At 67.8% G+C, this 26342-nt stretch carries 24 protein-coding genes and 1 pseudogene; 12 read left to right on the forward strand and 13 right to left on the reverse strand.

The genetic code is table 11. The features are described 5' to 3' along the window. Positions 1–17: 17 nt before the first annotated feature. From ACLARN_RS11165 to ACLARN_RS11175, 3 genes are read left to right on the forward strand one after another with little or no spacing between them, the layout of a single operon-like run. Complete coding sequence (locus ACLARN_RS11165) at positions 18–1292, forward strand: beta-ketoacyl-[acyl-carrier-protein] synthase family protein (protein WP_409491261.1); 1275 nt, start codon at positions 18–20, stop codon at positions 1290–1292. Further along, the gene (locus tag ACLARN_RS11170) at positions 1289–2551 is read left to right on the forward strand and encodes a ketosynthase chain-length factor (RefSeq protein ID WP_409491262.1); all 1263 of its coding nucleotides are present in this window, start codon (positions 1289–1291) and stop codon (positions 2549–2551) included. Before ACLARN_RS11165 ends, ACLARN_RS11170 begins: the two co-directional genes overlap by 4 nt. 28 nt (positions 2552–2579) lie before the next feature. Continuing rightward, entirely contained in the window at positions 2580–2834 is a 255-nt protein-coding gene (locus ACLARN_RS11175) for an acyl carrier protein (protein WP_409491263.1), read from the forward strand. 101 nt (positions 2835–2935) lie between these two features. On the opposite strand, the gene ACLARN_RS11180 is transcribed toward ACLARN_RS11175, so the two are convergent. Beyond that, positions 2936–3748 (reverse strand): BTAD domain-containing putative transcriptional regulator, encoded by an 813-nt coding sequence (locus ACLARN_RS11180; RefSeq protein ID WP_409491287.1) that lies wholly within the window; start codon positions 3746–3748, stop codon positions 2936–2938. A gap of 342 nt (positions 3749–4090) precedes the next feature. Between ACLARN_RS11180 and ACLARN_RS11185 the strand changes: the two genes are divergently transcribed. Next, complete coding sequence (locus ACLARN_RS11185) at positions 4091–5392, forward strand: PLP-dependent aminotransferase family protein (protein WP_409491264.1); 1302 nt, start codon at positions 4091–4093, stop codon at positions 5390–5392. 55 nt (positions 5393–5447) lie between these two features. After that, positions 5448–6233, forward strand: coding sequence for an isocitrate lyase/phosphoenolpyruvate mutase family protein (locus ACLARN_RS11190; RefSeq protein WP_409491265.1), 786 nt, complete (start codon positions 5448–5450; stop codon positions 6231–6233). Positions 6234–6379: 146 nt separating this feature from the next. Here the strand turns inward: ACLARN_RS11190 and ACLARN_RS11195 are convergent, their stop codons facing one another. Both ACLARN_RS11195 and ACLARN_RS11200 read right to left on the reverse strand, forming a co-directional pair. Continuing rightward, complete coding sequence (locus ACLARN_RS11195; RefSeq protein WP_409491266.1) at positions 6380–7042, reverse strand: response regulator; 663 nt, start codon at positions 7040–7042, stop codon at positions 6380–6382. Beyond that, on the reverse strand, positions 7039–8571 hold the full coding sequence (locus ACLARN_RS11200; RefSeq protein ID WP_409491267.1) for an ATP-binding protein: 1533 nt from the start codon (positions 8569–8571) through the stop codon (positions 7039–7041). Before ACLARN_RS11200 ends, ACLARN_RS11195 begins: the two co-directional genes overlap by 4 nt. Positions 8572–8703: 132 nt before the next feature. Between ACLARN_RS11200 and ACLARN_RS11205 the strand changes: the two genes are divergently transcribed. The 5 genes from ACLARN_RS11205 to ACLARN_RS11225 all read left to right on the forward strand — a co-directional run bounded on the left by ACLARN_RS11205 (position 8704) and on the right by ACLARN_RS11225 (position 13960). Next, a complete protein-coding gene (locus ACLARN_RS11205; protein WP_409491288.1) occupies positions 8704–9672 on the forward strand; it encodes a Bug family tripartite tricarboxylate transporter substrate binding protein in 969 nt (322 codons plus the stop codon). Further along, complete coding sequence (locus tag ACLARN_RS11210) at positions 9669–10166, forward strand: tripartite tricarboxylate transporter TctB family protein (protein ID WP_409491268.1); 498 nt, start codon at positions 9669–9671, stop codon at positions 10164–10166. Before ACLARN_RS11205 ends, ACLARN_RS11210 begins: the two co-directional genes overlap by 4 nt. Further along, on the forward strand, positions 10166–11683 hold the full coding sequence (locus ACLARN_RS11215) for a tripartite tricarboxylate transporter permease (protein ID WP_409491269.1): 1518 nt from the start codon (positions 10166–10168) through the stop codon (positions 11681–11683). Before ACLARN_RS11210 ends, ACLARN_RS11215 begins: the two co-directional genes overlap by 1 nt. A 118-nt stretch (positions 11684–11801) precedes the next feature. Beyond that, positions 11802–12356, forward strand: a complete 555-nt coding sequence (locus ACLARN_RS11220; RefSeq protein ID WP_409491270.1) for a hypothetical protein — start codon at positions 11802–11804, stop codon at positions 12354–12356. 167 nt (positions 12357–12523) lie between these two features. Beyond that, a complete protein-coding gene (locus tag ACLARN_RS11225; RefSeq protein ID WP_409491289.1) occupies positions 12524–13960 on the forward strand; it encodes a DUF1996 domain-containing protein in 1437 nt (478 codons plus the stop codon). A 151-nt stretch (positions 13961–14111) separates the two neighbouring features. Here the strand turns inward: ACLARN_RS11225 and ACLARN_RS11230 are convergent, their stop codons facing one another. From ACLARN_RS11230 to ACLARN_RS11255, 6 genes are all read right to left on the reverse strand, one after another. After that, complete coding sequence (locus tag ACLARN_RS11230) at positions 14112–14801, reverse strand: hypothetical protein (protein WP_409491271.1); 690 nt, start codon at positions 14799–14801, stop codon at positions 14112–14114. 121 nt (positions 14802–14922) lie between these two features. Continuing rightward, positions 14923–15624 carry a Crp/Fnr family transcriptional regulator gene (locus ACLARN_RS11235; protein WP_037307965.1) on the reverse strand — a complete coding sequence of 234 codons (702 nt, stop codon included), beginning with the start codon at positions 15622–15624 and terminating at the stop codon, positions 14923–14925. A 29-nt stretch (positions 15625–15653) separates the two neighbouring features. Further along, on the reverse strand, positions 15654–16019 hold the full coding sequence (locus ACLARN_RS11240) for a hypothetical protein (protein ID WP_007034234.1): 366 nt from the start codon (positions 16017–16019) through the stop codon (positions 15654–15656). Between the two features lie 59 nt (positions 16020–16078). Then, positions 16079–16591: a hypothetical protein gene (locus tag ACLARN_RS11245; RefSeq protein ID WP_409491272.1), complete on the reverse strand. Its 513-nt coding sequence runs from the start codon at positions 16589–16591 to the stop codon at positions 16079–16081. A gap of 1 nt (position 16592) precedes the next feature. Then, positions 16593–18347 (reverse strand): substrate-binding and vWA domain-containing protein, encoded by a 1755-nt coding sequence (locus ACLARN_RS11250; protein WP_409491273.1) that lies wholly within the window; start codon positions 18345–18347, stop codon positions 16593–16595. Positions 18348–18383: 36 nt separating this feature from the next. Further along, positions 18384–21008: a P-loop NTPase fold protein gene (locus ACLARN_RS11255; protein WP_409491274.1), complete on the reverse strand. Its 2625-nt coding sequence runs from the start codon at positions 21006–21008 to the stop codon at positions 18384–18386. Positions 21009–21163: 155 nt separating this feature from the next. Here ACLARN_RS11255 and ACLARN_RS11260 point away from each other — a divergent pair, with 155 nt between their 5' ends. Further along, positions 21164–21715, forward strand: a complete 552-nt coding sequence (locus ACLARN_RS11260) for a snapalysin family zinc-dependent metalloprotease (RefSeq protein WP_409491275.1) — start codon at positions 21164–21166, stop codon at positions 21713–21715. A 49-nt stretch (positions 21716–21764) separates the two neighbouring features. Here ACLARN_RS11260 and ACLARN_RS11265 read toward each other — a convergent pair whose 3' ends face one another. Beyond that, positions 21765–21944, reverse strand: coding sequence for a ferredoxin (locus ACLARN_RS11265; RefSeq protein ID WP_409491276.1), 180 nt, complete (start codon positions 21942–21944; stop codon positions 21765–21767). A 5-nt stretch (positions 21945–21949) separates the two neighbouring features. Then, a complete protein-coding gene (locus ACLARN_RS11270; protein ID WP_409491277.1) occupies positions 21950–23152 on the reverse strand; it encodes a cytochrome P450 in 1203 nt (400 codons plus the stop codon). Between the two features lie 185 nt (positions 23153–23337). Between ACLARN_RS11270 and ACLARN_RS11275 the strand changes: the two genes are divergently transcribed. Then, complete coding sequence (locus ACLARN_RS11275; RefSeq protein ID WP_409491278.1) at positions 23338–24261, forward strand: helix-turn-helix domain-containing protein; 924 nt, start codon at positions 23338–23340, stop codon at positions 24259–24261. 1359 nt (positions 24262–25620) lie between these two features. On the opposite strand, the pseudogene ACLARN_RS11280 reads toward ACLARN_RS11275, so the two are convergent. Beyond that, positions 25621–25890, reverse strand: a pseudogene (locus tag ACLARN_RS11280) (HNH endonuclease signature motif containing protein); the annotation flags it as partial. Between the two features lie 98 nt (positions 25891–25988). After that, positions 25989–26321, reverse strand: coding sequence for a group II intron maturase-specific domain-containing protein (locus ACLARN_RS11285; RefSeq protein ID WP_409491290.1), 333 nt, complete (start codon positions 26319–26321; stop codon positions 25989–25991). Between the last annotated feature and the right edge of the window lie 21 nt (positions 26322–26342).

Here is a 26342-nt window from a genome sequence, read left to right on the forward strand (position 1 = left end):
CCGTGCGAGGAGAACCCATGCATCCCGAGGAAAGAAGAGTGGTGATGACCGGGATCGGCGTCGTCGCCCCCGGCGGCACCGGGACCAAGCAGTTCTGGGATCTGCTCACCGCCGGCCGGACGGCCACCCGGACGATCTCGCTGTTCGACGCGACGTCGTTCCGGTCGCGGGTCGCCGCCGAATGCGACTTCCACCCGGTCGCCGCCGGGCTGGCCCCGGAGGACGTCGGCCGCTGGGACCGGGCGACGCAGTTCGCGCTGGTCTCGGCGCGGGAAGCGGTGCTGGACAGCGGCTTGCTCGGCGAACTCGACCCGGCGTCCACCGGAGTGCTCACCGGGACGGCCGTCGGGCTGACGATGAGCCTGGACCGCGAGTACGGCGTGGTCAGCGACGGTGGCCGCGACTGGCTGGTGGACGAAACACGCGGCTCGCCGCACCTGTACGACTACTTCGTCCCGTCGTCCATGGCGGCGGAGGTCGCCTGGCTCGTCGAGGCGGAAGGGCCGGTCGGCGTGGTGTCGACCGGGTGCACGTCGGGGATCGACGTCGTCGGGCACGCCGCCGACCAGATCGCCGACGGTTCGGCCGAGGTGATGATCGCGGGCGCGTCCGACGCGCCGATCTCGCCGATCACCACCGCCTGCTTCGACGCGATCAAGGCCACCACCGCCCGCAACGACGAGCCAGACACCGCGTCCCGGCCGTTCGACCGGACCCGCAACGGGTTCGTCCTCGGCGAGGGCTCGGCGTTCTTCGTCCTCGAGGAGCGGGAACGTGCGCTGCAGCGTGGCGCGCACATCTACTGCGAGATCGGCGGGTACGCCTCGCGCTGCAACGCGTTCAGCATGACCGGCCTGCGGCCCGACGGCCGCGAACTGGCGGACGCCGTCCACGGCGCGATGGCGCGGGCACGGACGGAACCGGCCGACCTCGGGTACGTCAACGCCCACGGCTCGGCGACCAAGCAGAACGACCGGCACGAAACGGGCGCGTACAAACTCGCGCTCGGCGAACACGCCTACCGCGTCCCGATCAGCTCGATCAAATCCATGGTCGGGCATTCGCTCGGCGCGATCGGTTCGCTGGAGATCGCCGCGTCCGCGCTCGCCATCGAGCACGGGGTGATCCCGCCGACGGCGAACCTGCACGAACCCGATCCCGCCTGCGATCTCGACTACGTGCCGCTGGTGGCAAGGGAGCGGCGGGTCGACGTCGCGCTCAGCGTCGGCAGCGGGTTCGGCGGCTTCCAGAGCGCGATCGTGCTGACCGCGCCGGATTGGCGGCGGTCATGACCGCCGCGACCGGGAGCCCCGCCGTCACCGGCGGCAAGCCGAGGACGGTCCGGCCGGTGGTGACCGGGCTCGGCGTCGTCGCAGCGACCGGCCTGGGCGCCGAGGAGTACTGGGCCGCGACGCTGGCCGGGAAGAGCGGTATCGCGCCGGTGACCCGGTTCGACAGCCGCGGCTATTCGGCCCGGCTGGCGGGCCAGGTGGACATCGTCCCCGAACGGCATCTGCCGGGCAGGCTCCTGCCACAGACCGACCATATGACGAGACTCGCCCTCATCGCCGCGGACGAGGTCCTCGACGACGCGGGCGCCGATCCCCGTGAACTGCCGGAGTACGCCGTCGGCGTGCTGACGGCGGCCTCGGGCGGCGGTTTCGAGTTCGGCCAGCGGGAACTCGAAGCGTTGTGGAGCAAAGGCGGCTCGTACGTCAGCGCGTATCAGTCGTTCGCCTGGTTCTACCCGGTCAACACCGGGCAGATCTCCATCCGGCACGGAATCCGCGGCGCGAGCGGCGCCGTCGTCGCCGAAGGAGCGGGCGGGCTCGACGCGGTCGCCAAGGCGGTCCGGCGGTTACGACTGGGGACGTCGCTCATGGTCAGCGGCGGGATCGACGGATCGCTGTGCCCGTGGGGCTGGGTGTGCATGATCGCGTCGGGCGGGCTGACCACGGCCTCCGATCCGGCCGCCGGGTACCTGCCCTTCGACAGCCGGGCGAACGGGCACGCTCCCGGTGAGGGCGGGGCGCTGCTGACGGTGGAAGACCGCGCGGACGCGCTGGCCAGGGGCGTTTCCCGGGTCTACGGCGAGATCGCCGGGTACGCTGCGACGTTCGACCCGCGGCCCGGTTCCGGCCGGGGTCCGGCCCTGCGCCGGGCCATCGATCTGGCGCTGGACCGGGCCCTGGTCCGGCCGGACGAGGTCGGCGTGGTGTTCGCCGACGCGAGCGGCCTGCCCGAGGCCGACGCGGTGGAGGCCGAAGCCATCGCGGACGTGTTCGGGCCGCGAGCGGTCCCGGTGACCGCGCCCAAGACGGCGACCGGGCGGCTGCTCGCCGGCGGAGCGGCGCTCGACCTGGCGACGGCTGCGTTGTCGCTGCGTGACGGCGTCGTCCCGCCGACCGTCCATATCGGACACCCGGCACATCCCGGCCTGCTCGACCTCGTCCGCGGCGAACCGAGGGCGACTGCGCCGCGGATCGCGGTGGTGCTCGCCAGGGGCCATGGCGGGTTCAACTCCGCGATGGTGCTCCGCCGGGCGGAGTGAGTCACGTTCAGCACGAGAAAGGAACAAGATGCAGCTGCGGGAACTGACCTCCATCCTCCGCGAAAGCGCCGGTGAGGAGGAGGGCGTCGACCTCGATGGGGACATTTTGGACACCCCGTTCGAAGAACTCGGATACGACTCGCTCGCCCTGTTCAACACGGTCGGCCGAATAGAACGCGAAATGGGGATCGCACTCCCCGACGACGTCGTGGCGGAGGCCACCACACCCCGGTTCCTGCTGGATCGGGTCAATACGGCTCTCGACGTCACGAAATCGGCATAGCGACAGCCATTCGGCGGGACTCCGTTGACCGGGGCTCCGCCGAATGGCATCTTTTATTCGTCACGCGGGGAATTACCCGGACACTGTCGGAAATGTCCTTTTCAGCAAGCCGATTTCACATCGGGCGTACTGGGTGAGAACACTTCGCCCCGGCAGTCGTCACAGTTGAGGACGATCTGGTGGAGCTCACGCAGCCGGGGCGAGGGGTCGATACCCAGCTCGCCGATGAACCGTTCCCGGACCCGGCGGTAAAGCGAAAGCGCCTCGGCCCGGCGCCCGGAGCGGTAGAGCGCGCGCATGAACTGCCCGTGCAGATTCTCGTTGAACGGATGCCGCCTGGTCAGCACCGCCAGCTCGGTCAGCACGCCGTAGTGCTGGCCGAGCCGCAGCTCCGCCTCGATACGGCGTTCGAGGGTGAGCGTCCGGGAGGCGTCGAGTTCACGGACCTCGGTTTCGATGGCCGGGCCGTGCCGGACGTCGACCAGCGCGTCGTCCCGCCAGACGGCGAGGGCGTCGGCGAACAGACAGGCCGCGCGGTCGTATTTCCCCGAGGTCAGGGCTAGTTCACCCCTGGCGATGAGGTCCTGGTAGCGGGCGAGGTCGAGGTCGGGTGGCAAGATCCGCAGCTGGTAACCGGTGGTGCCGGTGATCAGCACGTCCTTCGCCCTCGGCCCGTCGCCGTCCAGCGCGGCGTCCATCCGCTTGCGGATCTGCATGATGTAGGTCTGGATGGTGGTCAGCGCACTCTTCGGCGGCGTCGTACCCCAGAGTTCGTTCTCGATGGCCTGCAACTGCACGAACCGGTTCGCGTTCAGCGCGAGCAGGGCAAGGACCTTCTTCGGCTTCACCGCGGTTGGCACGAAGGAAACGCCGCCCCGGTGTGCCACCAATGGACCGAGCAGGTCGATGTGCACGAAAGTCAACCCCCAAAAATCAATTTCAATGATTACTATCCGGATTAATCGGGAAAACTGATATGCATCCCGGATACAGGCCCCATTATTCCTGCATATGACCCTCTTCCATGTATACGAACGCCGACAGTGCAGGTCAAGGATTTACCCGGGTGGACCGCGCTGCTCACTCGAAAAGACCAGCGCGAGTGAGCTGGACCACTGGGGCGTCACTTTGTCTTCGAGTATTGCGATACCCGTATTCAAGCGGGACCTGGAACAGTCGCGTCGGGGGCAATGCGGCGAATCGCCGGACCCTACTCAGCCGAATCCGCACTGTCCAGCTCTGAAGGAAGGCTACCGATGAGTTCTGGCCTGCACCTGTCCCGGTTGCATCCGGGTGTCGCTGATCCGCGGATGGATTCGATGCGCTTGCTCAGCGAGACGTCCTTCCGCTACCCGAAGGCGTTGTCGTTCGCTTCCGGCAGGCCGTACGAGGGTTTCTTCGAGTTCGCCGACCTGCACCGCTATCTCGACCGGTTCGTCGAGGATTCGCTGGCACGCGGGCTGCCCGAGGAACGCGTGAAGAAGGCGGTGTTCCAGTACGGCCCCACCAACGGCGTGATCCGGGACGCGGTGGCCCGGATGCTGGAAGCGGACGAGGGCATCCGCGTCGAGCCGGAGTCGATCCTCATCACGCACGGCTGCCAGGAGGCGATGATGATCGCGCTCCGCGGGCTGTTCGCCTCACCCGACGACGTCCTGCTCACCGTTTCACCCTGCTACGTCGGCATCGCCGGCGCGGCGAAGCTGCTCGACATCGACATCGAGCCGGTGCCCGAGGGGGAGGACGGCCTCGAAGCCGAAACGGTCGCCGAGGTCGCGCGGCGGGTGCGGGCGGGCGGCCGCCGTCCGGTGGCCTGCTACGTGACCGCCGACTTCTCCAACCCGTCCGGGCATTCCCTTCCCCTGTCCACCAGGCGGCGGCTGCTGGAGGTCGCCCGGGACGAAGATCTGCTGCTCCTGGAAGACAACCCCTACGGGCTCTTCGGCCGGGTGGGCGAGGAGATCCCGACGTTGAAGGCGCTCGACAACGAGCAGCGGGTGATCTACCTCGGCTCCTTTGCCAAGACCGCGTTCCCCGGCGCCCGGGTCGGCTATCTCGTCGCCGACCAGCCGGTACTCGGCGGCACCGGCGAGCCGAGGCCGTTCGCCGAAGAGCTGGCCAAGGTCAAAAGCATGTTCACGGTGAACACCTCCGGCGTCTCGCAGGCGCTGATCGGCGGACTGCTCGCCGAGGCGGGCCACAGCCTGCGCAAGGCCACCCGCGAACTGGCCGACCTCTACGTGGGGCACCTCGAAACCACGTTGCGCTGCCTCGAAGAGCATTTCCCGCAGGCCGGGTTCGCCGAGCACGGCGTGCGGTGGAACGTGCCAGGCGGCGGATTCTTCCTGCTGCTGGAGGTCCCCTTCGACGCCGGCTACGCGGAGCTGGAAACCTCGGCGCGCGACCACGGGGTGGCGTGGGCGCCGATGCGGATGTTCTACGTCGGCGACGGTGGGGCGAACGTCATCCGGCTCGGCTTCAGTTCCCTGACCCGGGACGAACTCGGCGAGGGCATCCGGCGGCTGGCCGGGTTCATCAAGGCGTCCTCGCCTCGCTGAGGTGGATGTCGCGAAACCGCTAGACCCCGGGCCACCGGGCTGCTGGACTGATCCCATGACGAGCGAGAAGGCCCAGCTGTTCCGTTCCCTGCACGTCCCGTCGAGCCCGCTGGTGCTGGCCAACGCGTGGGACGTCGCGAGCGCCCGGATCATCGAGGACGCGGGTGCCGCGGCGATCGCCACCACCAGCGCCGGGGTGGCCTGGAGCCTCGGCGCTCCCGACGGCGACCTGCTCGGCCGCGAGCTCGCGGTGGACCTGATCGCCCGGATCGCCCGCGTGACAACGGTTCCGGTGACCGCGGACATCGAGGGCGGCTACGCGGACACTCTCGCCGGTGTCACCGAAACCGTCGCGGCGGTGGTGGCCGCGGGTGCGGCCGGGATCAACATCGAGGACGGTCCGCGGCCGCCTGAAGAGATGGTCCCGCGGCTGGCGGCGGCCCGCGCGGCGAGCGACGAGGTCTTCGTCAACGCCCGGATCGACACCTTCCTACGAGGGCTCGGCGGCGTGCCGGAGACGCTGGAGCGCGCCGCCGCGTACCTGGCGGCGGGCGCGGACGGGATCTTCGTCCCCGGCGCCACCGATCCCGCCGTGATCGCCGCGCTCGTCGAGGGCATCGACGCGCCGGTGAACGTGATGGCCCACCCCGGCGCGCCGAGCGTCAAGGAACTGGCCGCACTCGGGGTCGCGCGGGTGAGCGTCGGCTCCGGAATCAGCCAGGCCGCGTACGCCGTCGCGCGCGAAAGCGCCCGGGAGCTTTTCTCGACCGGGACCTACTCGCGTCTCGAAGAGGCCGTGGACTACGGCACCCTCAACGACCTCCTGGCTCCCCGCAAGTAGTCCAGGGGCGTGAGTGATAAGAGAGGTAGGGCAACTGTGGCGTGTCGCGAAAGCCACTTTCGCGACGTCTGGTGTCCCGAAAGTGGCTTTCGCGACACGAGCGACACCTTTGCCTTACCCCCTCAAGAGAAACCTGCGGGCGGCGGTCAGGACCAGAGGTAGCGGCGCTCCGGGCGGCCTGTCCCGCCGTACTTGAGGGTCACCTCGGCCTTCCCTGTCGCCACGAAGTGCTCCAGGTACCGGCGCGCGCTCACTCGCGCGACGCCGGTCGCCTCGGCGCATTCGCTCGCGGATATCCCACCTGACGCGCCGCGCAGTGCGGTCTCCACCAGCCGCGCGGTCTCGGCGGTGAGTCCCTTGGGCAGCACGGGTTTCGCACTCGGCCGCGCGCCGAAGACCTGGTCGACGTCGGCCTGTCCGGCCTCGGCCAGCCGGTCCAGCCGCCGGTGCAGCGTGGCGAAATGAGTGAGCTGATCCCGCAGTGACGCGTATTCGAACGGCTTGATCAGATAGTGCAGGACACCGCCCCGCATCGCCTGCCGCACGGTTTCCACGTCGGTCGCCGCGGTGATCACGATGACGTCGACGTCCTCGGTCGCCCGGAGTTCGCGCAGCACCGAAAGCCCGTCCAGGTCGGGGAGATAGACGTCCAGTAGCACCAGATCCGGCTTCAGCTCCCGTGCCAGCCGGAGCGCGTCGGCGCCGGTGTGCGCGACCCCGACCACGGCGAACCCTTCCGTGCGCGTGACGTATCCACTGTGGACTTTCGCGACCATGAAATCGTCGTCGACGACGAGGACCCGGATCATCGCGGAAGCCTCGCCGTGAACACCGCGCCGTCGTCGTTGTGCACCTCGACGGAGCCGCCCCGCCGGACGCACGCCTGCCGGATCAGCGCGAGTCCGAGACCACGCTGGCCGTGCGCCGCGGCCTTCGTGGTGAAGCCGTGTTCGAACACTTCCTCGGCGATCTCCGGGGCGACACCGGGCCCGGAATCACGGACCTCCACCCGCACTTCGTCCTCCTCCTGCCACACCCCGACCTCGATCCAGCCGCGTTCCCCACCCAGCGCGTCCAAGGCGTTGTCGACGAGATTTCCCAGCACTGTCACCAAATCCGTGGAGAGCGCGTCCTCGACACGGTCCAGTTCGCTGTCCGGGGCCATCCGCAGCCCGACCCCGCGTTCCGCGGCGAGCGACGCCTTCGCGATCAGCAGCGCCGCCACCGCCGGGTCGCCGATGCGCGAGCCGACCTCCGCGCGCCATTCCCCCTGCGCCGAGCTGATCCGGCTGACATACCCGCGAACCTCTTCGTACTCCCCGAGTTCCAGCAGACCGGAGATGGTGTGCAGCCGGTTGCTGAACTCGTGCGCCTGCGCCCGCAACGTGTCGGTGGCGTGCCTGCTGGCGTCGAGTTCGTCCCGCAGGGTCATCAGATCGGTGCGGTCCCGCAAGGTGACGACGGCACCTCGCACGTCGATCGGCATCCGGTTCAGCGTCAGCACCTTCCCTTTCCGCAGCACGATCTGGTCGGCGCCGGTCGCGCGGCCGGTAAGCAGGTCGCGGATCCGCTCGTTGAGGTCGAGATCCTCGACCGACCGGCCGACGGCGTCCTCCGGCAACGCCAGCAGTTCGCGGGCCTGATCGTTCACCAGGGTGATCCGGTGCTGCGGATCCAGGCCGACGACGCCCTCCTTGATGCCGTGCAGGAGCGCCTCCCGGTTTTCCACCAGTGCGGTGATCTCGTGCGGTTCCAGGCCGAGCGTCTGGTTCTTCACCCGCCGTGCCAGCAGCAGCGAGCCGCTCACGCCGATCACCAGCGCGACCCCCAGCACCCGCAGGGCGTTGTCCGGCGAGTCGAGCACGCCGGCGAAGAAACCCGGCGACTTCGAGCCCACCGCGACCATGCGGACCACCTTGCCGCCCTTTTCGTCGAGCACCGGGACGTGCGCCACGATCGAACCGTCGAGTTCGCCGACCCAGGACCGTCCAGAGAGGACAGTGCTCTCCCCGATGTCGAGCGTCGTCCGCAACTGACCCGGATCCGGTGACGCGAGCACGTAGCGGTCCGCTCCCGCGATCACCACGAAATCCACCCCGGAGAAGCTCCGCGCGGTCGCCGCGGGCGCGTTCAGTTCGAACGGGCCGTTCTCGAGGTCGCCCACGACGCCCTGCGCGGCGACACTCTCCGCGACCGAAAGCGCCCGGCGTCCCTCGGTCGTGCGGAAGTTGTTCCCCGCCTGGACGACGGCCAGCACGCCGACCGCGCACAGTAGGCAGGTCACGACTACGAGTTGCCACACGAGGAGCTGGCGGGCCAGGGAACCCCGAGCACCCATCGCCACCTCCGCGTGACCAAAACGACCACAACAACCATTGGGCCCGCAAGCGGGACATCTCTGTTTACACGAGTGCAACATGTCCAACCACGCGGCAGAGAGGCGGGGATCACAGTGAAGCCCAGTAGCTGGTTGGCCATCGCGGCGGCGCTCGTCGCCGTTTTGCTGGTGCCACCGTTGCTCACCCCGGGCAGCGAGGCCGACGAGGGCTCGCAGATCCGGTCGTTGCGGGTGCTCGTGCCCAACGCGCCCGGCGGCGGTTACGACATCACGGCGCGCACGGCGACCAAGGCGATGGAGGACGCGGACCTGCTCGGCAACGCGGAGGTCTTCAACCTCCCCGGCGCCGGCGGCACGGTCGGCCTCGGCCGCACGGTGGCCGAACGCGGCAACGGCAAACTCGTCATGTCGATGGGGCTCGGCGTCGTCGGCAGCGTGTTCACGAACAAGTCGCCGTCTTCGCTGCTCGACACCACGCCGGTGGCGAAGCTGATCGAAGAGTCGGACATCGTCGTGGTCGGCAAGGACTCGCCGTACCAGAACATCGGTCAGCTGATCGAGGCGTGGAAGAGGGATCCCGGCGCGGTCCAGGTCGGCGGCGGTTCGTCGCCGGGCGGACCGGATCACCTGGCGCCGATGCTGATGGCGAAGGCTGTCGGGCTCGCGCCCAAGGCGGTCAACTACGTCCAGTTCGACGGTGGCGGCGAGCTGCTCGCGTCGGTCCTCGGCGGCAAGGTCGCGTTCGGCGTCTCGGGCGTCGGCGAGTACCGCGACCAGATCCAGGCGGGCACGCTCCGGGTGCTGGCGGTGACCAGCGAGAAGCGGATCCCTGGCATCGACGCGCCGACGCTTTCGGAGTCCGGTGTGGACGTCAAGTTCACCAACTGGCGCGGCATCGTCGCTCCGCCCGGCATCACCGAGGCGGACCGCGCGAAGCTGGTGAGCCTGTTCGATCGGCTGCAGAAGACGCCGCAGTGGCAGGAAGCCTTGCAGCGCAACGGATGGACCGGGGCGTTCGCGCCCGGGGAGCAGTTCGGTTCGTTTCTCAAAGAGGAGAACACTCGAGTGGCAACGGTGCTGAAAGAGCTGGGTCTGGCATGACGACCACGTGGCTGAAGGAGCGCTCCGAACTCGGGGTGAGCGTCGGGCTCGTGGTGCTCGGCGTGCTGGTGCTCACCGACGCGCTGAGCATTCCCACCGACTTCGCCCAGCGCGGTCCCGTCGGACCGGAGGCGGTGCCGATCCTGGTCGGCTCGCTGCTGCTGATCGTCGCCGTACTGCTGGCGCGCGACGTGCTGCGCGGCGGCAAGGGAGAGGCCGAGGGCGGCGAGGACATCGACCTCACCGCGCCCGCCGACCTGCGCACGGTCCTGTTGCTGTGCGGTGCTTTCCTGGCCAACGCGGCGCTGATCGGCCTGGTCGGGTTCCCGATCTCGGGCGCGATCCTGTTCTGGGGCGCGGCCTACGCGCTCGGCAGCCGCAACCTGGTGCGTGACCCGCTGATCGCGGCGGGCATGTCCGTCGTGACCTTCCTGGTCTTCAACAACCTGCTCGGTGTCCCGCTCCCCGGTGGCCCGTTGATGGAGGTGTTCTGATGTTCCAGCAACTCATCGATGGCTTCGGCACCGCGCTGACCCCGACCCATATCGCGATGGCGGCGATCGGGGTCCTGCTGGGCACCGCGATCGGCGTGCTGCCCGGGATCGGCCCGGCCATGGCGGTGGCCCTGCTGCTCCCGGTGACCTACGGCCTGGAGCCCACCGGCGCGTTCATCATGTTCGCCGGCATCTACTACGGCGGGATGTTCGGCGGCTCGACGACGTCGATCCTGCTGAACACCCCCGGCGAGAGCGCGGCGGTCGTCGCGGCCATCGACGGTAATCCCATGGCCCGCAAGGGACGTGGCGCGCAAGCGCTTGCGGCGGCCGCGATCGGGCATTTCATCGGCGGCATCCTCGGCACGATCGCGCTGGTCGTCCTGGCCCCGGTGATCGCGAAGCACGCCGTCGACATCGGCGCGCCGGACCTGTTCGCGATCATGGTGCTGGCGTTCATCGCGGTCACCTCGGTGCTCGGCAGTTCCCGGATCCGCGGTGTGGCGTCGCTGCTGATCGGCCTCACCATCGGTCTCGTCGGACTGGACGAGATGACCGGCCAGCAGCGGCTGACCTTCGGCTCGCTGCATCTGGCCGACGGTATCGACGTCGTCATCGTCGCGGTGGCGCTGTTCGCGGTCGGCGAGTCGCTGTGGGTCGCCGCGCACCTGCGGCGCAACGCGTTCAAACCGATCCCGGTCGGCAGGCCGTGGCTGTCGCGCGCCGACCTCAAGCGCACGTGGAAGCCGTGGCTGCGCGGTCCGCTCATCGGGTTCCCGTTCGGCGCGGTGCCCGCCGGTGGCGCGGAGATCCCGACGTTCCTTTCCTACGTCACGGAAAAGCGGCTCTCGAAGCACAAGGACGAGTTCGGCAAGGGCGCCATCGAAGGCGTCGCGGGTCCGGAAGCGACGGCGTCGGCGTCGGCGGCGGGAACGCTGGTCTCGATGCTGACCCTCGGCCTGCCGACCACCGCGGTCGCGGCCGTGATGCTCGCGGCGTTCCAGCAGTACGGCATCCAGCCGGGACCGCTGCTGTTCGAGCGGGAGTCGTCGCTGGTGTGGGGCCTGATCGCCTCGCTGTTCGTCGGGCTGACACTGCTGCTGGTGCTGAACCTGCCGCTGGCGCCGCTGTGGGCGAAGCTGCTGCGGATCCCGCGGCCGTACCTCTACGCGGGCATCCTGTTCTTCGCCAGCGTCGGCGCGTACGCGGTCAACGCGGACATCTTCGACCTGCTGGTGATGTTCGTGATCGGCCTGATCGGCTTCGCGATGCGCCGCTACGGCCTGCCGGTGCTGCCGGCGATCATCGGCGTCATCCTCGGCCCGGCCGCCGAACAGCAGATGCGGCGCGCGCTGCAACTGAGCGACGGCAGCCTCGGCGGGCTGTTCAACACCCCGTTCGCGATCGTCGTCTACGTGATCATCCTGGTGATCCTGTTCTTCCCGTTGCTCAAGCGTTTCCTGCCTGCCCGGCCCACCGCCCCCGAGGCGGAGCCCAAGGACAAGGTGGACGCCTGACCAGTGGGAACCGGCCCGGCCTCGACTGCCCCGAGGCCGGGCTTTTCCCTCTCCGGAAGGAGGGCACTTGTCCGCGCGAGTGATCTTTCCGGCGCCCCACGGCGACAGGATCAGTCTCATGAAGATCCTTCACCTGCCTCCGGCCGTCAGTGACACCGAACGGCCGGTTCCCCGATGGGCGACACGCCTCGCCTATGCGCTCCCCTGGCTTCTGCTGCCTTCGTGTCTGTGGCGGCTCCCTTTCGCCTTCCATTTCGAAATGGGGCAGATCCACGATCGCGAGATGCCGGAACTTTGGCTGAGCATTCCGTACGTCCTCACGCTGAGCGTGCTTTCCGAGGTGATCGCGATCCTGGCCATCGGCCTGGTCCGAGGCTGGGGCGAGGTGGTGCCCCGGTGGATCCCGTTCCTCGGCGGCAAACCCGTCCGGCCGATGGCGGCGGTCGTTCCCGCCGTGGCCGGAGGCTTGATCCTCACCGCGCTGTTCAGCTCGATTCCGCTCGGTGACGGCCGTCAGCTCACCGCGTACGGCGTCGTCGAAAACGTCGCCTATGTCAACAAGGGCTGGGAAACGCTGGCCACGATCTGCGTCACCCCGATCGCCTTGTGGGGGCCGATCGTCATCACCCTGGGCATCGCCTATCACCGCCGCCACAAGGTAACGAAAGCATAACGGCGAGGTCGCGTTTTGAACCGGCTGTCCGTCGGGGCCGTTTCAGCCAACACGGAGTCAGTGACACCGGTGATGCCGGTGCCGCATCCCCCGGGCTCCGCGCAACGACACCGAACGAGGTGAACAATTTCATGCCCCGAAACCTTAGAACCGCCGGCCGCCACCGCATGGCACGCCGGACCAAGGTCGCCACCGGCGCCATCGCGCTGTCCCTCGCCGTCGGCGGGATCGTCGTGGTGAACACGACCGGAACCCCCGACGCCGCCAGGGCCGACGGCGCGGACAAGTCGTTCTTCATCGACATCGCGAAGGTCCCCCGCGGCAACAACGTCAACCTCGACCTCGCGAAACGAGGCGCCCGAGGGACGTTCACCGTCGACTGTGGCCGCAACGAGAACGGCCACTTCAACGGCGACAACTTCATCGCGCAGCCCGGCGTCCGCAATGGAGCCGAACACCTCCACGACTACGTCGGGAACCTCTCGACCAACGCGGACTCGAACAACAAGAGCCTGCTGCGCGCGGGCACGACCTGCAAGAACGGCGACAAATCCGCGTACTTCTGGCCCGTCATCCGGATCAACACCGAGGAAGAGGAAGAAAACGAGGCGGCGAACGAGGAGAAACTCGCCGCCGACCGCGCGAACGCGGCCAAGGACGAGGCCGGTGCCCAGGTCGACTGCCCCGATGTCGCCAGTGAACTCGAAGAAGTCCCCGACCAGGCCATGCCCGCGGTCGACGAAAACCTCGACAAACTCGACCAGGACGCCGAGAACGCGAACAACCAGCTGGCGCAAGGAAAACAGGCCGGCCAGGTGCTCGACGAACTGAAGAACAAGCGGCAGCCGTCGATCAAGCAGATCGGCGACGCCATGCGGCAGGCGGGCAAACCGGTCGCGAAGCCCGAAGACCAGCTGGCCGGATGCGCGGTGAAGCAGAACGGCGAAGGCGGCCTCGACAACGGCGGCCAGAACAGCAACGTCAACGCCGCCGGTGACGTCGAGAAGAAGAAGTCCGACGGCAAGACCGCCGACCTTCCCGGCGTCAACGACAACAACGAGATCGGCGACAACGAGGGCGAGATCCAGCGGCCCGAGAAGGTGGACCTGACGTTCACCAGCGGCGGTGCCCGCCGGGTCGTGGCGATGCCGAGGTTCCTGCGGGTGCTCTACGGCGACGCCAAGCAGACCACCAACGGACCGGCCAACGCCCGGCCCAGCTGGACCTGTTCCGGCTTCGAGGACCGGCTCACCGAGCTGTACCCGATCTGCCCGCGGGGCAGCAAGGTCACGCGCGTCCACGCGTTCCCGAACTGCTGGGACGGGAAGAACACCGACAGCGCCAACCACCGCACGCATATCGTGTTCTCCGACCGCAACGGGAAATGCCCGCGCGGCTTCAAGAACGTGCCGCAGCTGCGGATCACGCTGGTGTACAACATCCCGCCGGAGGTCCAGGCCGCCGGACAGTACGCCGTCGACGCGTTCGCGCAGGAGAAGCATAACCCGCGCTCCGACCACGACGACTTCGCGAACGTCATGTCGCAGCGGCTGATGAACCAGCTGGTGAAGTGCGTCAACAGCGGGAAACGCTGCCGTCAGTAGATGGGAGCTGGTGGGGGCGCGGCGGGGATGACCCGCGCCCCCACCCCCCGCGCCGGGGGTCCGGTTTCTGGCCCGGCGTAGGGGTACCGGACCAGAAACCGGCGAGCGGTACGGCTCTCCCTCCCTGGAAGCCGGACCGCCCGGTCTGGGGCTAGGCCGTCGTCGACAACCGGCTCACCCGGTCGAACACGAGCGGCGCCGGCATCGCCGGGTTCACTTCGGCCAGTACGGCGTCGGCGTCCAGGCCGGGCAGGTGGATCCACGCGCTGTCGGCGAAATCCGGTGTGGTGACACTGATCCGGCCGCAGCGCGCGGGCGGGATCAGCGCGACACCGAAGGGCTCGACCACGTTGCGCCACACCGACTGCGAGACGATCATCCCGGCGCCGAACTTGTCGCCGGTCGGATCGAGACGGCACCAGTAGCCGACGGCGTCGTTGAAGGTCGAGGCACACAGCAACCGGGTCAGCGTGATGTAGGTGCGGTGGTAGCGGTGATTGTCCGCCATCGGTCCCATGTGGACGGCCACGCGCGCTCGCATCGGGACGCGGGCGTAGCGGTTACGGGATCGCAGCAGATGGTCCAGATGGAACACCACCTCGCAGAGCTGCCCGACGGCCCGGTCCGGGTACGCGACCATGAGCCCGTCCCCGGTCTCCCGGAAGTGACGTGCTTCCCCCGGCGCGAGCCCGACCGCGTTGAAGGAGCGGGAAACCAGCGTCTCCATCTCGGTCTTCATCGGATCCAGCAGGTCATCACTGGCCTTGGACGAACCGACGATGTCGACGGCGAGCACGGCGTGGGTGTGCGCGTTGTATTGGCCTGAGGTCAGCACCTGCATCTCTGCGACCCCTCCCCTGATCGGTGAAAACTGGCGGCAGGAAGCAGTGTTCCCACTCCTCACCGGAAGTTCTGTTCGGAACCGAACAGAACCTGACCCCGCCATGGTCAACGCCAGTGAGCTAAGTCACACCTTTTTCCGTGATCACCCGCAACGCCTCGCGGTCGACGACGGTGATCGCACGGCGCGAACTGGCCACAACTCCCGCCTTCCGGAGCTTGTCCAGTGCCTGCGCGACCATGGTCCGTCCCATCGGGATGAACTGCGCGAGTTCGTCCTGGCTCAACGGGATCCCGATCCGCCAGCCGGCCGGTGTCCGAATGCCACAGACGTCGACCAGGTAATCCAGTCGTGTCGCGACCCGCGCCACCGCCTGCGGCTTCCAGGACTGCGTCCGCTGCCGCTGGGCGAGCACGAACCGGCGGGCGACACTGACGAGCACCTCCCGCATCGCCGACGGATGGTCCAGCAGGAACCGGTTGAACTCGCTCGCCGCGATCCGCCGGACGTGGACCTCCTCGATGGCGACGACGTCGGCCATCCGGATACCACCCGCGATCACCGCGATCTCGCCGTGCAGATCGCCGGGCACCCCGACGTCGAGGATGACCGTCGCCCCCATCCGGTCGGCGCTGGTCACCTTCACGTACCCGTGCCGGAGCAGCATGACGAAGTCGCCGGGCTCACCGGCCCGCATCAGCGCCTGCCTGCTCTCGTAGGTCTGCGGGGTGCCCATCTCCAGCAACCGGGCACGGACGGGTTCGTCCAGCCGCTCCAGGAACGGACGTTCTCTTTCTTCGGCGGCCTCCGGGCCCAAACCCACGAAACACCCTCCCAGGCAGTCGTGAACACCTATCGCGGAGAGTAACCGAATCGGCCACCCGATCCGGCGGCGGAACCATCGTGCGTGGTGAAGATGCCCAGCCGGACCAGCTCCGACCTGATCCACTCGGCCAGCCGGTGCAACGGTCCGTCTTCGGCCTCGACGAAATAGCTGTCCACGATCTGGTGTCGTCTGTCGGCGTGCTTCGCCGCGTATAGCAGCGCTGACCGTACCTCTGACACCTTCAGCGGAGCGACCTTGATCCCAGGGGCCGGCCGCACGGTGCTTTTGGCGGCCATCACCGCCAGCACGGCCTCCTCCAGGCTGAACCGGTGCTCCACCGGTACGACCACATGTTCCACGCCCTCGACAACCCGGCGCCCGATCAACGGCATACTGTCAGATCAGCATGACGCACGGCCGTAGTCTGTTCGCCACCGAACACTCGACGCTATCAGCCTGGTTCGACCGCCGCGATGGCCTCTTCGAGATCCTCCCGGTACACCCTCATCCGCTGGACGAGCATCACCGAATCCGGGTTCTCGTCCCGCGCGTGTCGTACCAGCTTCTCGGTGGTCTGCCGCACCAGCACCCGCAGCGCGACGACCTCGGGCGCGTTCCGGTCCGTCCGGCTTTCGAGTCTCGCCACCGCCCGCCGGAAGGTTCCCGAAAGGTCCATCTCGCCAGGCTGCACCGTTTCGATGGCCGTCAGCACACGCCCGAGCAGGCTGTAGAGCTTGTGGTCGTCGGCGGGCTCCGGCGCGCGGACCACCCTCGCCGGCCTCGATCGCTTGGCGTTCAACACGAAGTACGCGACTTCGGCGGGAAGCAGGACGGCGAACGCGGCGGCGGCGCCGAAGAACCACGCCTGCGGATGCGGCACGGTCACCGCGTGACCGAGCAGGGCGGCGATCAGCGTGAGCACTCCGGCGACGGTGTGGAACGCGCGGTTGTCGTGATCGGCCATGTCAGAAGTTACTGAAGACGTTGACGAACATCTTGTCGATGCCCTGCGGGTCGACGGCCTTGTAGCTACGGGCCTTGGATTTCAGCGCGATCTCGTCGAGAACGCCGCTGTCCGCCTGCGCGCCGTAGGCCATGGTGAAGATCCGGACGGAGTTGTCCAGCCGCTCGGCGTCGACGGCCTGGAGCATCTGTTCCCTGGTGGTCCCGGCCGCGGTGTTGTCGCCGTCGGTCAGGAAGACGACGGCGTTGATGAGGTTCGGATCGAACTCCCGCCGCATCTTGCCGTTGGCTTCCACCACGGTCTTGTAGAGTGCCGTGTCCCCTTTCGGGGTCAGGTTTTCGACCAGGTCGATCATCGGGCCACGGACGTCCTTCACCTTGCCGATCGGCATCTTTTCCTCGTACCCGTCCGAGAACGTCCACAGCCCGACCTCGTCTTCGGGATGCAGGTATTCGAGTTGTTTCCGGATCGCGGGTTTCAGCAGTTCGATCCGGGACTCGGAGTACGGCTTGTCCTTGCGGGTCTTGTCGAACGGTTCCTTCATCGATCCGGACAGGTCCAGCACCAGCAGGATCCGGCCGCGTCGCTGGGTGTACTCCCAGCCGTCCAGCATTCTCTGGATCTGCTCCCCGGTGGGAAGTTCGATCTTCCGGGAGTCGCCGGTTTCCGCGGTGTGCGCGCCCTGTGCCAGCTTCGGGTTGCTCCTGCCTTCCGGGTCACGGAAGCCGAGGCCGCGGAAACTCTCCTGCTGCCGGGATTCCCGCATGAAGTCGTAGAAGTCCTTGGCCGCCGCGTGCTGCTCCGGTGACGCCTTGGCCGTGGTCAGGAAGGGATGGTCGATCAGCACCGTCCCCTCGCTCGGGTGCACGGCGACGAGCGGCCGGTTCAGGGGGACGGGATCGTTCTTCAGTTGCTTCGGATCCCCGGTCGGCGCGCCGTGGTTGTAGAGGTAGACCATCTGCTCCTGCATCGCCATCGCGCTGATGTAGGGCGTCGGCTTCTTGTCCTCTTCGTACAGCGTCTTCAGGAAGGCCACCGAATCGTCGCTGTAGTAGGCGACCGACGCCTCGATGCCGCGGACGAACTGCACGGCGTCCGCCGTCTCGATCTTGCCGTAGTCGCCACCGGTCGCCGCGAAGTACGTCGCGATGGTCGCGGCGAGCCCCGAGGTCGACCGGCGCGGGTTGTCCTTGCCCAGCGTGAAGTTCCCCCACTTCGCGTTTTCTCCTCCAGTGGAGGCCCAGCCGCCCTTCTGATTCATCTGAAGGACGTCGCTCCAGCCGATGGTCTTCTTCGGCCAGCCCATCGCCGCGGCCATCGGTTCCGGCATCGCGATCACCATCGGGCTCGTCGCGAGCGAGGTCTTGGGGCCTTCGTCGATCAGGTTCCCTTTGCCGCGCTGGCGCAGCAGATCGAGCCACAGCGACGAACTCGGCAGCCAGACCTGGGGTTCGGGCTGCTGCTCGTCGATGTCGTTCCAGCCGTCGGCGATGAGATCGAGCGCGGCACCCGAGGTCTTCTTGTGCGCCTCGACCTTCGCGCACCGGCCGCCGTCGAACGTCCGGTCGGTGTTGTTGTACCGCTCGGCCAGTTCGCGGATCAGGTCGCCCTTTTCCGTGGAGGAACTGGTGACCAGCCGGACGCAGTCGGTCCTCGCCGCGTTCGAGGGCGCGGTGACCGTGGTCGCGAGCAGCACGATCACGAGCGTCCCGACGAGCGCGCCGAAGACGAGCGAAAGCCAGCCTGATCTCCGCATACGCCGCCCCCTAGCCGTTGTAGCGGGCAAGTGTAGCTACCCCGTGGTTCCCGGTTCTGTTTCCCCGGTCACCAGGTCGTAGGTTTCGAAACTGAAGCGGGCGAGGGTGCCCACCCAATTCCGATAGACCTCTAGATCATCGAAGGATTCGGCGTCTAGCCGCCATTCAGGTGGAAAGGCGTCGGACAACGATTCCCCGGCGGAAAGCGCGAGGAAGGTCGTGCGCGCGGAGTCCGGATCGACGACCAGCAGGGTCAGCAGGACGAGCACCGCCCGGTAGGGGCCGTCGACGAACCTGGTCAGTTCCGCGTCGGGAATGCCGATGCGCACGAGCCGGTAGAGGTTGACCAGCTTCCGGATCTCCCGCGGCGTTTTCAGCCGTTTCCGGAGAACGTGCACGAAATCGCGTTCGACTTCGGTGAGCCGCAACCGGTCCGGCCGCATGTTGTAGAACGTCGGCGGGGATGTGTCCTTGACGACGACCTCCACCGGTTCGCCGCTTCCACCGGGTTCGACAGGTTCCTCCGGCCATTCTTCGTGCCCGGGCGGCACTGGTTCCCGTCCTTCGATCGGCATCAGGACGTCGATCAGTTCGTCCGCCGCGGCCCCCATGGGGCGCAACGCGAACACGATCTGGAAGATCTTGTCGAGGTATTCCGCCCGCCGCGCCTCCCCTGCGCCGAACAGCTCTTCGTGGTGCTGGTCAAGGCATCGTCGCAACCATCGCGGATCCACGGCCACCACCACGACGAACGCGGGCAGGGCCAGCAGCAGGTGCACGGCGGCGAGCACCTCGATCACCTTCGACGGCGGGCAACGGTCGAGATCGTCGATGTAGAGCACGATCCGTTCCAGCGGCGGCTCACCCTTGCCGCCCGCCAGCAGCCATTCCGTCCGCGCGTCCGCCAGATCGGCGCTCAGGTCCGCGAGATCTTCCCGGACCCGGGCGAAGACCCCTTGGTAGTCCCCGTATCTGCCTGCCGTCGCCTCTTCGATCAGGTCGCCGAGCCGCGTGGCCGCGTCCAGCCGCCGGAGCCGTTCCTCGGTCTCCCGTACCTCGGTCTCGAACCGTTCGGCCCGTTTGTCGACATCGGATCGCAGTCTGTCCAATGTGGACTTCACTGGCGCGAGCGCGGACTTCGCGGTGGTGAGCGCCGGGGTCAGCACGGCGCCGAGCGCGACGACGGCGCCCGCCACGGCGAGGATCGCGTTGTGCCACAAGGCCCATCCGGTGATCGCCGCGGCGATGCCGAGCACCCCCAAGACCGCGTAGCCCGCGACGGCGAGCCGCCGCCGCCGGCGTTCGGCCCGGTCCACGCCGGACACCAGCAGCCGCCAGCGCCAGGTGAGCGGGGAATCCGCCTTGATGGCCCGGAGGCTCGCGAGCCGGGTCCGCAGCTCCTCGCGTTCGGCCCGGACCTCGCCGGCGTCCGCGTGCGCCTCGGGCGCGCCGAGGTTCCGGAACAGGTGGTCCACCAGCCCGACCCACAGGTGATCGTCGTGGTACTGCCAGGCGTTGAACCGGATCTGCCGGATCTCACCGGCGAACACGCTGTTGGCGGCGTCGCCGCGGGACCGGCGGGCCAGTTCGGCCACCCGGTCCGTCACCTGGCGCACGAAACTCGATTTGCCGGAACCCCAAGGCCCCAGCAGGGCGACGCACAGCGGCGGGCTGGTCTCGCGGTCGGCGATGACCGCGGCGAGGGTACGCACGTCGTCCTGGAAGCCGATCAGGTCGATCGCGCTTTCGACGTCGGGCGTGATCCGGGGACGCGCCCGCCCCGGTTTGGGCTCCACGAAACCGGTGCCGTCGATCTGGTTACCGAAGCGATCCCACACCCGGATCGTGCGGTCGTCGCCGACCGAGACGATCTTCTCGTTGCCCGCGGTGCAGGCGATCGCCCGGACGTTCCCCTCATGTCCCTTGAGGAGGGTGTAATCGGCCGGGGCGTCGATCTCGCGGACGTAGATCTCGCCGCCGGAACCGCCGGACAGCACCAGTTTGCCGTCCGGGCTGAAGGCCAGTACCCGCACCACGCCGAGGTGCCCGCGGAAGACGAGGGCCGGATCGCCGTGTCGCCCCCACAGGCGCACCGTCTCCCCCTCACCGGACAGCACTCGCTCGCCGTCGGCCGAAACCGCGACCACGTGGACCGCGCCCGCGCCGCCGAACCGGTAGTGGGAAACGACTTCCTTGTCCCACAGGCGAACCCCGCCGGTGTCGTCGCCGGCCACCACGACCCGGCCGTCCGGGGTCACCGCGACGGATTCGATCTCCGGGCCGCCGGTGCGGAGGCCGCGCACCGTCACGCCGTCCAGCCGCCGGACCTCGACGGTGCTTCCCGCGCCGGACACGGCGAATTCCTTCGCCACCGCGACCGCGAGCGTCCGCTTGGTGGTCTGGACCTCCGGGGGCTGCACCTCGCGGCCGGTGAGCCGCCAGCGCCGCACCGTCGCCCCATCGCAACCGACCACGTACTGACCCGAGATGCCCACCGCGAGCACCGGCCGATCGTGGCCGCTCAACGCGAACCGCTGCGCGCCGGTCTCCAGGTCCCAGACCCGCACCGTCTTGTCCGCGCCGCCCGTGACCAGCCGGTTTCCCTTCACCGCGACCGCGAGGATCGGTTCTTCGTGTCCGGTGAATCGCGCCGTCGTCATAACGGCACAGTCTTCCGGGTTCGTCAAGATCATGGTTAACGACAGGCGACTATCGGCGGGTTCCGCGACAACCTTGACAGGTCTTAACCTCTCGCCAGAACAAAGTGTCGACACTGCTCCGAAATTCCAGCACGCCTTAACGCGAGGAGTTCAACGTGCTTCGACGTACCTTCGCCGCGGTGCTCACCGGCGCCGCGCTCTCCATATCGGTGCTCTCAGCACCCTCCGCCGGTGCCGCCGAGATCATGGCGACCACCCTGACCTACGACGACAGCCAGGCCGCGGAGTTCAAGGACGCGGTGGCCGCCGGCGTCAACGTCTGGAACACCAACGTCACCAACGTCCGCATCGTGAAGGCGACGCCGGGACAGCGCGTCAACATCCGGGTCATCGCCGACAACGGCTGGCCGCGCGCCACCCTCGGCCCGGTCCGCCCCGGCGGCACGGTCACCGTGTGGATGGGCAGGCAGGCCGTCCAGCAGGGCTATCACACGCCGCGGATCGCCTCCCACGAACTCGGGCACAGCCTCGGCCTGCCCGACGTGAAGCCCGGCCCGTGCTCGTCGCTGATGTCCGGTTCGACCGGTGGGGTCAGCTGCAAGATCGTGAACCCCAACGCGCAGGAGAAGGCCAGGGTCCAGCAGCTCTACGCCGGCACCGCCGCGCAGAGCGCCGACGCGGGCAAGGTCCTCGTCGACGTCGGCTGATCCCGTGCCAGGGGGTGCCCGCCCGGCACCCCCTGGCCTTGGCGATGTCCTAGCCGTTAGCCGTGATCGCCGCCGCCGGGCACAACTGCACGGCGTCGCCGATCTCGGCCGGTTCCGGTTCCAGCAACCGGACCCTGCCGTCCTGCTCGTCCTGTTCGAACACCTCTGGCGCGGTCAGCACGCACATTCCGGCGCCCACACAGCGTTCCCGGTCGACTTCGAGTCTCATCGCGATCAGCCCCAGGCCACCGGGAGCGCGTGCACCCCATAGATGTCGGAGTCCGTCCGCATCGGAACCTCACTCGCGGGAACGGCGAGCCGCAGCGCCGGGAACCTGGCGAGCAGCCCGGTGAAGGCGACCTTCATCTGGACCCGCGCGAGCTGCTGGCCGAGGCACTGGTGGACGCCGTGCCCGAAGGACGCGTGCCCGGCGGTGTTCCGGCGGAGATCGAGCCGGTCGGGCTCGGGGAACTTCAGCGGATCGCGGTTGGCGGCCACCATCGAGAGCGCGACCGCCTCCCCCGCCCTGACGAGCTGTCCGCCGATCTCGACGTCTTCGAGCGCGGTGCGCGCACCGGTGTGCGTGATGCTCAGGTAGCGCAGGAGTTCCTCGACCGCCCCTTCGACGCTCTCCGGATCCTGGCGCAGACTTTCGAGCTGGTCCGGATGCTGGAGCAACGCGAAGGTGCCCAGCGCCAGCATGTTCGCCGTAGTGTCCAACCCGGCCCCCAGCAAGAGGAACGCGATGCTGGTGAGCTCTTCGTCGGTGAGTTCCGTGGTGGCCAGCTCGCCGAGGATGTCGTCGGTCGGCTCGGCCCGCTTCGCGACGACGAGCTTGTAGAGGTACTCCCCGAGGGCGTTGATCGCGGCTTCCTGCTCGGCCAGTGATGCGCCCGGACTGTTCAACGGCACGACATTGCGCCGGAAGAACTCGTGGTCGGCGAACGGGACACCGAGCAGTTCGCAGATCATCAGCGCCGGAATGGGCTGCGCGAAGGCCGTCACCAGATCGGCCGACGACCCTTGCCGCTCCATGGCGTCGAGGTGCTCTGTGGTCACCTGCTCGACCCGTTCGGTGAGCAGCCGCATCCGGCGGACGGTGAACTTGCCGGTGAGCATCTTGCGATAGCGGCCGTGCTCGGGATCGTCCATCTTGATGAACATCCCCGGCGCCGCGGGCGGCATCTCCACCATCGCGGCGGCGCCCGGCAGCGGCGAGTGCATCAGCTCCTGCCGTGCGCTGAACCGGGGATCCGCGACGATGGTCCGGACGATCGCGTGCCCGGTCGCGAGCCAGCCTTCGTGGCCGTCGGGGAACGTCAGCCGGACGAGCGGATGCTCGTCACGCAGCGAGGCGAGTTCGGCGGGCGGATCGAACGGGCAGCCCGACGGCCGTTCGAGGGGTAGTTCCGCGAGATGGGGTACTGAGTTCGTCACAGCTGTTCCTCCCAGATATTCAGCTAGAACAAAAGGCTACGTTGCGTTCACTGGCCGCTCAAAGATTTGAACGGGCCTTCTGCCGGTTATAGCTGGTAGAGTTCGTGAAATCGTTGCAATTATGGTGCCGATGAATGCAACGCTTCGTTGCATTGGTCTGCGCGTGAACGCACAGGAGGCGCCCCATGCCGGGCGGCAGGCTGACGCTGGAGGACCGGCGGCTGATCGCGACGTGGCTCAAGGACGGCCTCGGATACGCCGAGATCGCCCGGCGGCTCGAACGCCCGACGTCGACCATCAGCCGCGAGGTCGCGCGCAACAGCGGTCATTCCGGCTACCGCGCCGACGAGGCGAGCCGGGTGACCGGCGAACGGGCACGGCGCCGCCGGAAGCCACCCGCGCCGGAAGCCGCGTTCGCCTCCCCCGGCTACGGCCGAGACCCGGAAGCCATGCGCCGCTTCGAAACGGACTTCACCGAAATGATGGTCGAGACCGGACTGCCGCGGATGATGTCGCGAGTCCTCGCGTGCCTGGCCGTCAGCGACGGTGGCGTGCACACCGCGGCCGAACTCGCCCAGCGGCTCCAAGTCAGCCCTGCGTCGATCTCGAACGCCGTCGCCTACCTAGAAACGCAGGCGATGCTCAAACGGGAACGGGACGGACGACGGGAACGGTACGTCGTCGACGAGGAAATGCCCCAACGGGTCTGGGCCGAAAGCGTCCGCTCGAACCGCGCTTGGGCCGATATCGCCCGCCGCGGCGCCGAGATCCTCGGCACGGCGACCCCCGCAGGCGCCCGCATGGACGACCTCGCCCGATTCCACGCGCGCATCCACGAAGTCATGCTGGACGACCGGGTCGCGGTCTTCGTCGCCGACGCGGTGACCGTGCTCGCCGCCCTCCTGCACGCCGGACGCCCACTGTCCGTCGCGGCACTTTCGGGTGCGCTGGGGTGGCCCTCCGAACAGGTGTCAGCCGCTTTGCGGGTCACCGTCGAGCATCCGCACATCGCCGGGCCGGTGACGGTGGTATCCGTCGGTGGCGAGTATCGGGCGGTTCCGTTGGTGGAACGGCTTACCGCGGCACAGTTGGCGGCGCTGGGTTCGTGAGTTTTTCGGCAATGGGGTCGGGATGGTGGCGGAGGACCGCCCGTACGCCGCCGGTCCAGTGACAACTGTTCGGCTGATGAAACGACCGACGGCCGCGCGTAACGAGGAACAACGCGTGGCCGAATTTCGGCAATAGGTTCAGAACGAGTGGAAGATCGTCCACACCTCGCCAGTCCAGTACCAGCGATTCCGTCGACGGGACGACCGACGGCCGCCGCACCTGGCCGCGCTGGGCTCTTGAATGGTACGGGAAGAGCGGTGGCCGGATTTCGGCAACGGGCTCGGAACGGTGGCGGAGGACCGACCGTACGTCGCCGGTTCAGCGAGAACTGTTCGGCTGGTGGAGCGGACGACGACTGCGCAGCTGGCAGCACTGGGTTCGTGCGTGACAGGACGAACACGTCGCCGTTTTCCGGCAATGGGCTCAGAACGGTGGCGGAGGACCGACCGCACGCCGCCGGTCCCAGCGACAACGGTTCCACTGATGAAACGACCGACGGCCGCGCGTGACGTGGAAGAACGCGTAGCCGGATTTCGGCAATAGGCTCAGAACTAACCGAAGATCGTCCGCACCTCGCCAGTCCAGTACCAGCTGTTCCGCCGATAGCACGACCGACGACCGCGCAGCCGAAGGCACTGGGTCGTGAGCGGTACGGAAGAGCGATAGCCGAATTTCGGCAATGGCCTCAGAACGGTGGCGGAGGACAGACCGCACGCCGCCGGTCCAGCGAGAACTATTCGGCTGGTGGAACGACCGACGGCCGCGCGTGACGCGGAAGAACGCGTGGCCGAATTTCGGCAATAGGCTCAGAACTAACCGAAGATCGTCTACACCTCGCCAGTCCAGTACCAGCTGTTCCGCCGATAGCACGACCGACGACCGCGCAGCCGAAGGCACTGGGATCGTAAGCGGCATGGAAGAGCGGTGGCCGATTTTCGGCAATGGGCTCAGAACGGTGGCGGAGGACCGACCGTACGCCGCCGGTCCCAGCGACAACGGTTCCACTGATGAAATGACCGACGGCCGCGCGTGACGCGGAAGAACGCGTGGCCGGATTTCGGCAATAGGTTCAGAACGAGCGGAGGACCGATCGTACGTCGCCGGTCCGGTGACAGTTGTTCGCTGATGACGCTGGGATCGTGAGCGGTACAGGAAGAGTGATAGCCGAATATCGGCAATGGACAACGGTTCGGCTGATGAACCGGCCGATGGTCGCGCAGTTGGCAGCACTGGGTCCGTGCGTGACGTGGAAGAACACGTCGCCGAGTTTCGGCTACGGGGTGGGCGGTGGCGTTTGCCCGGACCTCGGGCCTGACTCGCGCGAACAAGACCTGTAGCCGTTTTTCGGCAACAAGGGGTCAGAACGGTGGTGGTTCGTCGGTGAGGGGTGTTCGGGTGCGGGGTTCGTGCAGGGGCGGGGGCGTGCTGTCGTAACGGTGTCCGGTGGGGGTGGTGACGGTGAGGGTGCCGTCGGGGGTGAGCTGGTAGGTCCAGCCGGGTTCGTCTTTCAACCGGTGGTCACGGCGGCAAAAGCTGACGAGGTCGTCGGCGTCGGTGTGGCCGCCATGTTGCCAGGGCACCGCATGGTCGAGGTCGCAGGCCTGGGCGGGGCGGTGGCAGATGGGTCGGCCCTGGGCGCGCCGCCCGAGTTTCCTCGGGTGCGTTTCCCAGAGGCCGCCCGCCGAACCCGCCGTGCGACTCTCGCCGCAACGGGCTCTCCATGTAGTTATGCTTGTTGGGCTGTGTTCAGCATGTTCGCCAGGCTTGTCCAGGGTGTAGGGATCGCGTAACCACGCCATCGATATCGCTCGATAGGTGTTTCTTGCGGGTTATAGAGCACGGTCCCGTTTTCCACCGGGAGGCCTGCCGGATACCCGGTGAGGTACCGGCGTTTGATCTTCCGCCAACCCAGTTTCGGATGTCTCGCCCGTAGCCACTTCATCACACTTTGCCACAGGTAGAGGCCAAGATAGCGATAGGTAGCCGATGAGACTCCGTGTCGAAAGTAATTACACCATCCACGAACCACCGAGTTGAGGTGTTTCAGGAGTTGTTCCAGCGAGACATAGGGTGATCCCGA

Source organism: Amycolatopsis sp. cmx-11-12 (assembly GCF_046269425.1).
Taxonomy (GTDB): Bacteria; Actinomycetota; Actinomycetes; order Mycobacteriales; family Pseudonocardiaceae; genus Amycolatopsis.

What these genes read in the sequence shown, in the direction of transcription:
- ACLARN_RS11165 (WP_409491261.1), top strand. Translation starts at nt 18, where the DNA reads ATGCATCCCGAGGAAAGAAGAGTGGTGATGACCGGGATCGGCGTCGTC.
- ACLARN_RS11170 (WP_409491262.1), top strand. Translation starts at nt 1,289, where the DNA reads ATGACCGCCGCGACCGGGAGCCCCGCCGTCACCGGCGGCAAGCCGAGG.
- ACLARN_RS11175 (WP_409491263.1), top strand. Translation starts at nt 2,580, where the DNA reads ATGCAGCTGCGGGAACTGACCTCCATCCTCCGCGAAAGCGCCGGTGAG.
- ACLARN_RS11185 (WP_409491264.1), top strand. Translation starts at nt 4,091, where the DNA reads ATGAGTTCTGGCCTGCACCTGTCCCGGTTGCATCCGGGTGTCGCTGAT.
- ACLARN_RS11190 (WP_409491265.1), top strand. Translation starts at nt 5,448, where the DNA reads ATGACGAGCGAGAAGGCCCAGCTGTTCCGTTCCCTGCACGTCCCGTCG.
- ACLARN_RS11195 (WP_409491266.1), bottom strand. Translation starts at nt 7,042, where the DNA reads ATGATCCGGGTCCTCGTCGTCGACGACGATTTCATGGTCGCGAAAGTC.
- ACLARN_RS11200 (WP_409491267.1), bottom strand. Translation starts at nt 8,571, where the DNA reads ATGGGTGCTCGGGGTTCCCTGGCCCGCCAGCTCCTCGTGTGGCAACTC.
- ACLARN_RS11210 (WP_409491268.1), top strand. Translation starts at nt 9,669, where the DNA reads ATGACGACCACGTGGCTGAAGGAGCGCTCCGAACTCGGGGTGAGCGTC.
- ACLARN_RS11215 (WP_409491269.1), top strand. Translation starts at nt 10,166, where the DNA reads ATGTTCCAGCAACTCATCGATGGCTTCGGCACCGCGCTGACCCCGACC.
- ACLARN_RS11220 (WP_409491270.1), top strand. Translation starts at nt 11,802, where the DNA reads ATGAAGATCCTTCACCTGCCTCCGGCCGTCAGTGACACCGAACGGCCG.
- ACLARN_RS11225 (WP_409491289.1), top strand. Translation starts at nt 12,524, where the DNA reads ATGGCACGCCGGACCAAGGTCGCCACCGGCGCCATCGCGCTGTCCCTC.
- ACLARN_RS11230 (WP_409491271.1), bottom strand. Translation starts at nt 14,801, where the DNA reads ATGCAGGTGCTGACCTCAGGCCAATACAACGCGCACACCCACGCCGTG.
- ACLARN_RS11240 (WP_007034234.1), bottom strand. Translation starts at nt 16,019, where the DNA reads ATGCCGTTGATCGGGCGCCGGGTTGTCGAGGGCGTGGAACATGTGGTC.
- ACLARN_RS11245 (WP_409491272.1), bottom strand. Translation starts at nt 16,591, where the DNA reads ATGGCCGATCACGACAACCGCGCGTTCCACACCGTCGCCGGAGTGCTC.
- ACLARN_RS11250 (WP_409491273.1), bottom strand. Translation starts at nt 18,347, where the DNA reads ATGCGGAGATCAGGCTGGCTTTCGCTCGTCTTCGGCGCGCTCGTCGGG.
- ACLARN_RS11255 (WP_409491274.1), bottom strand. Translation starts at nt 21,008, where the DNA reads ATGACGACGGCGCGATTCACCGGACACGAAGAACCGATCCTCGCGGTC.
- ACLARN_RS11265 (WP_409491276.1), bottom strand. Translation starts at nt 21,944, where the DNA reads ATGAGACTCGAAGTCGACCGGGAACGCTGTGTGGGCGCCGGAATGTGC.
- ACLARN_RS11275 (WP_409491278.1), top strand. Translation starts at nt 23,338, where the DNA reads ATGCCGGGCGGCAGGCTGACGCTGGAGGACCGGCGGCTGATCGCGACG.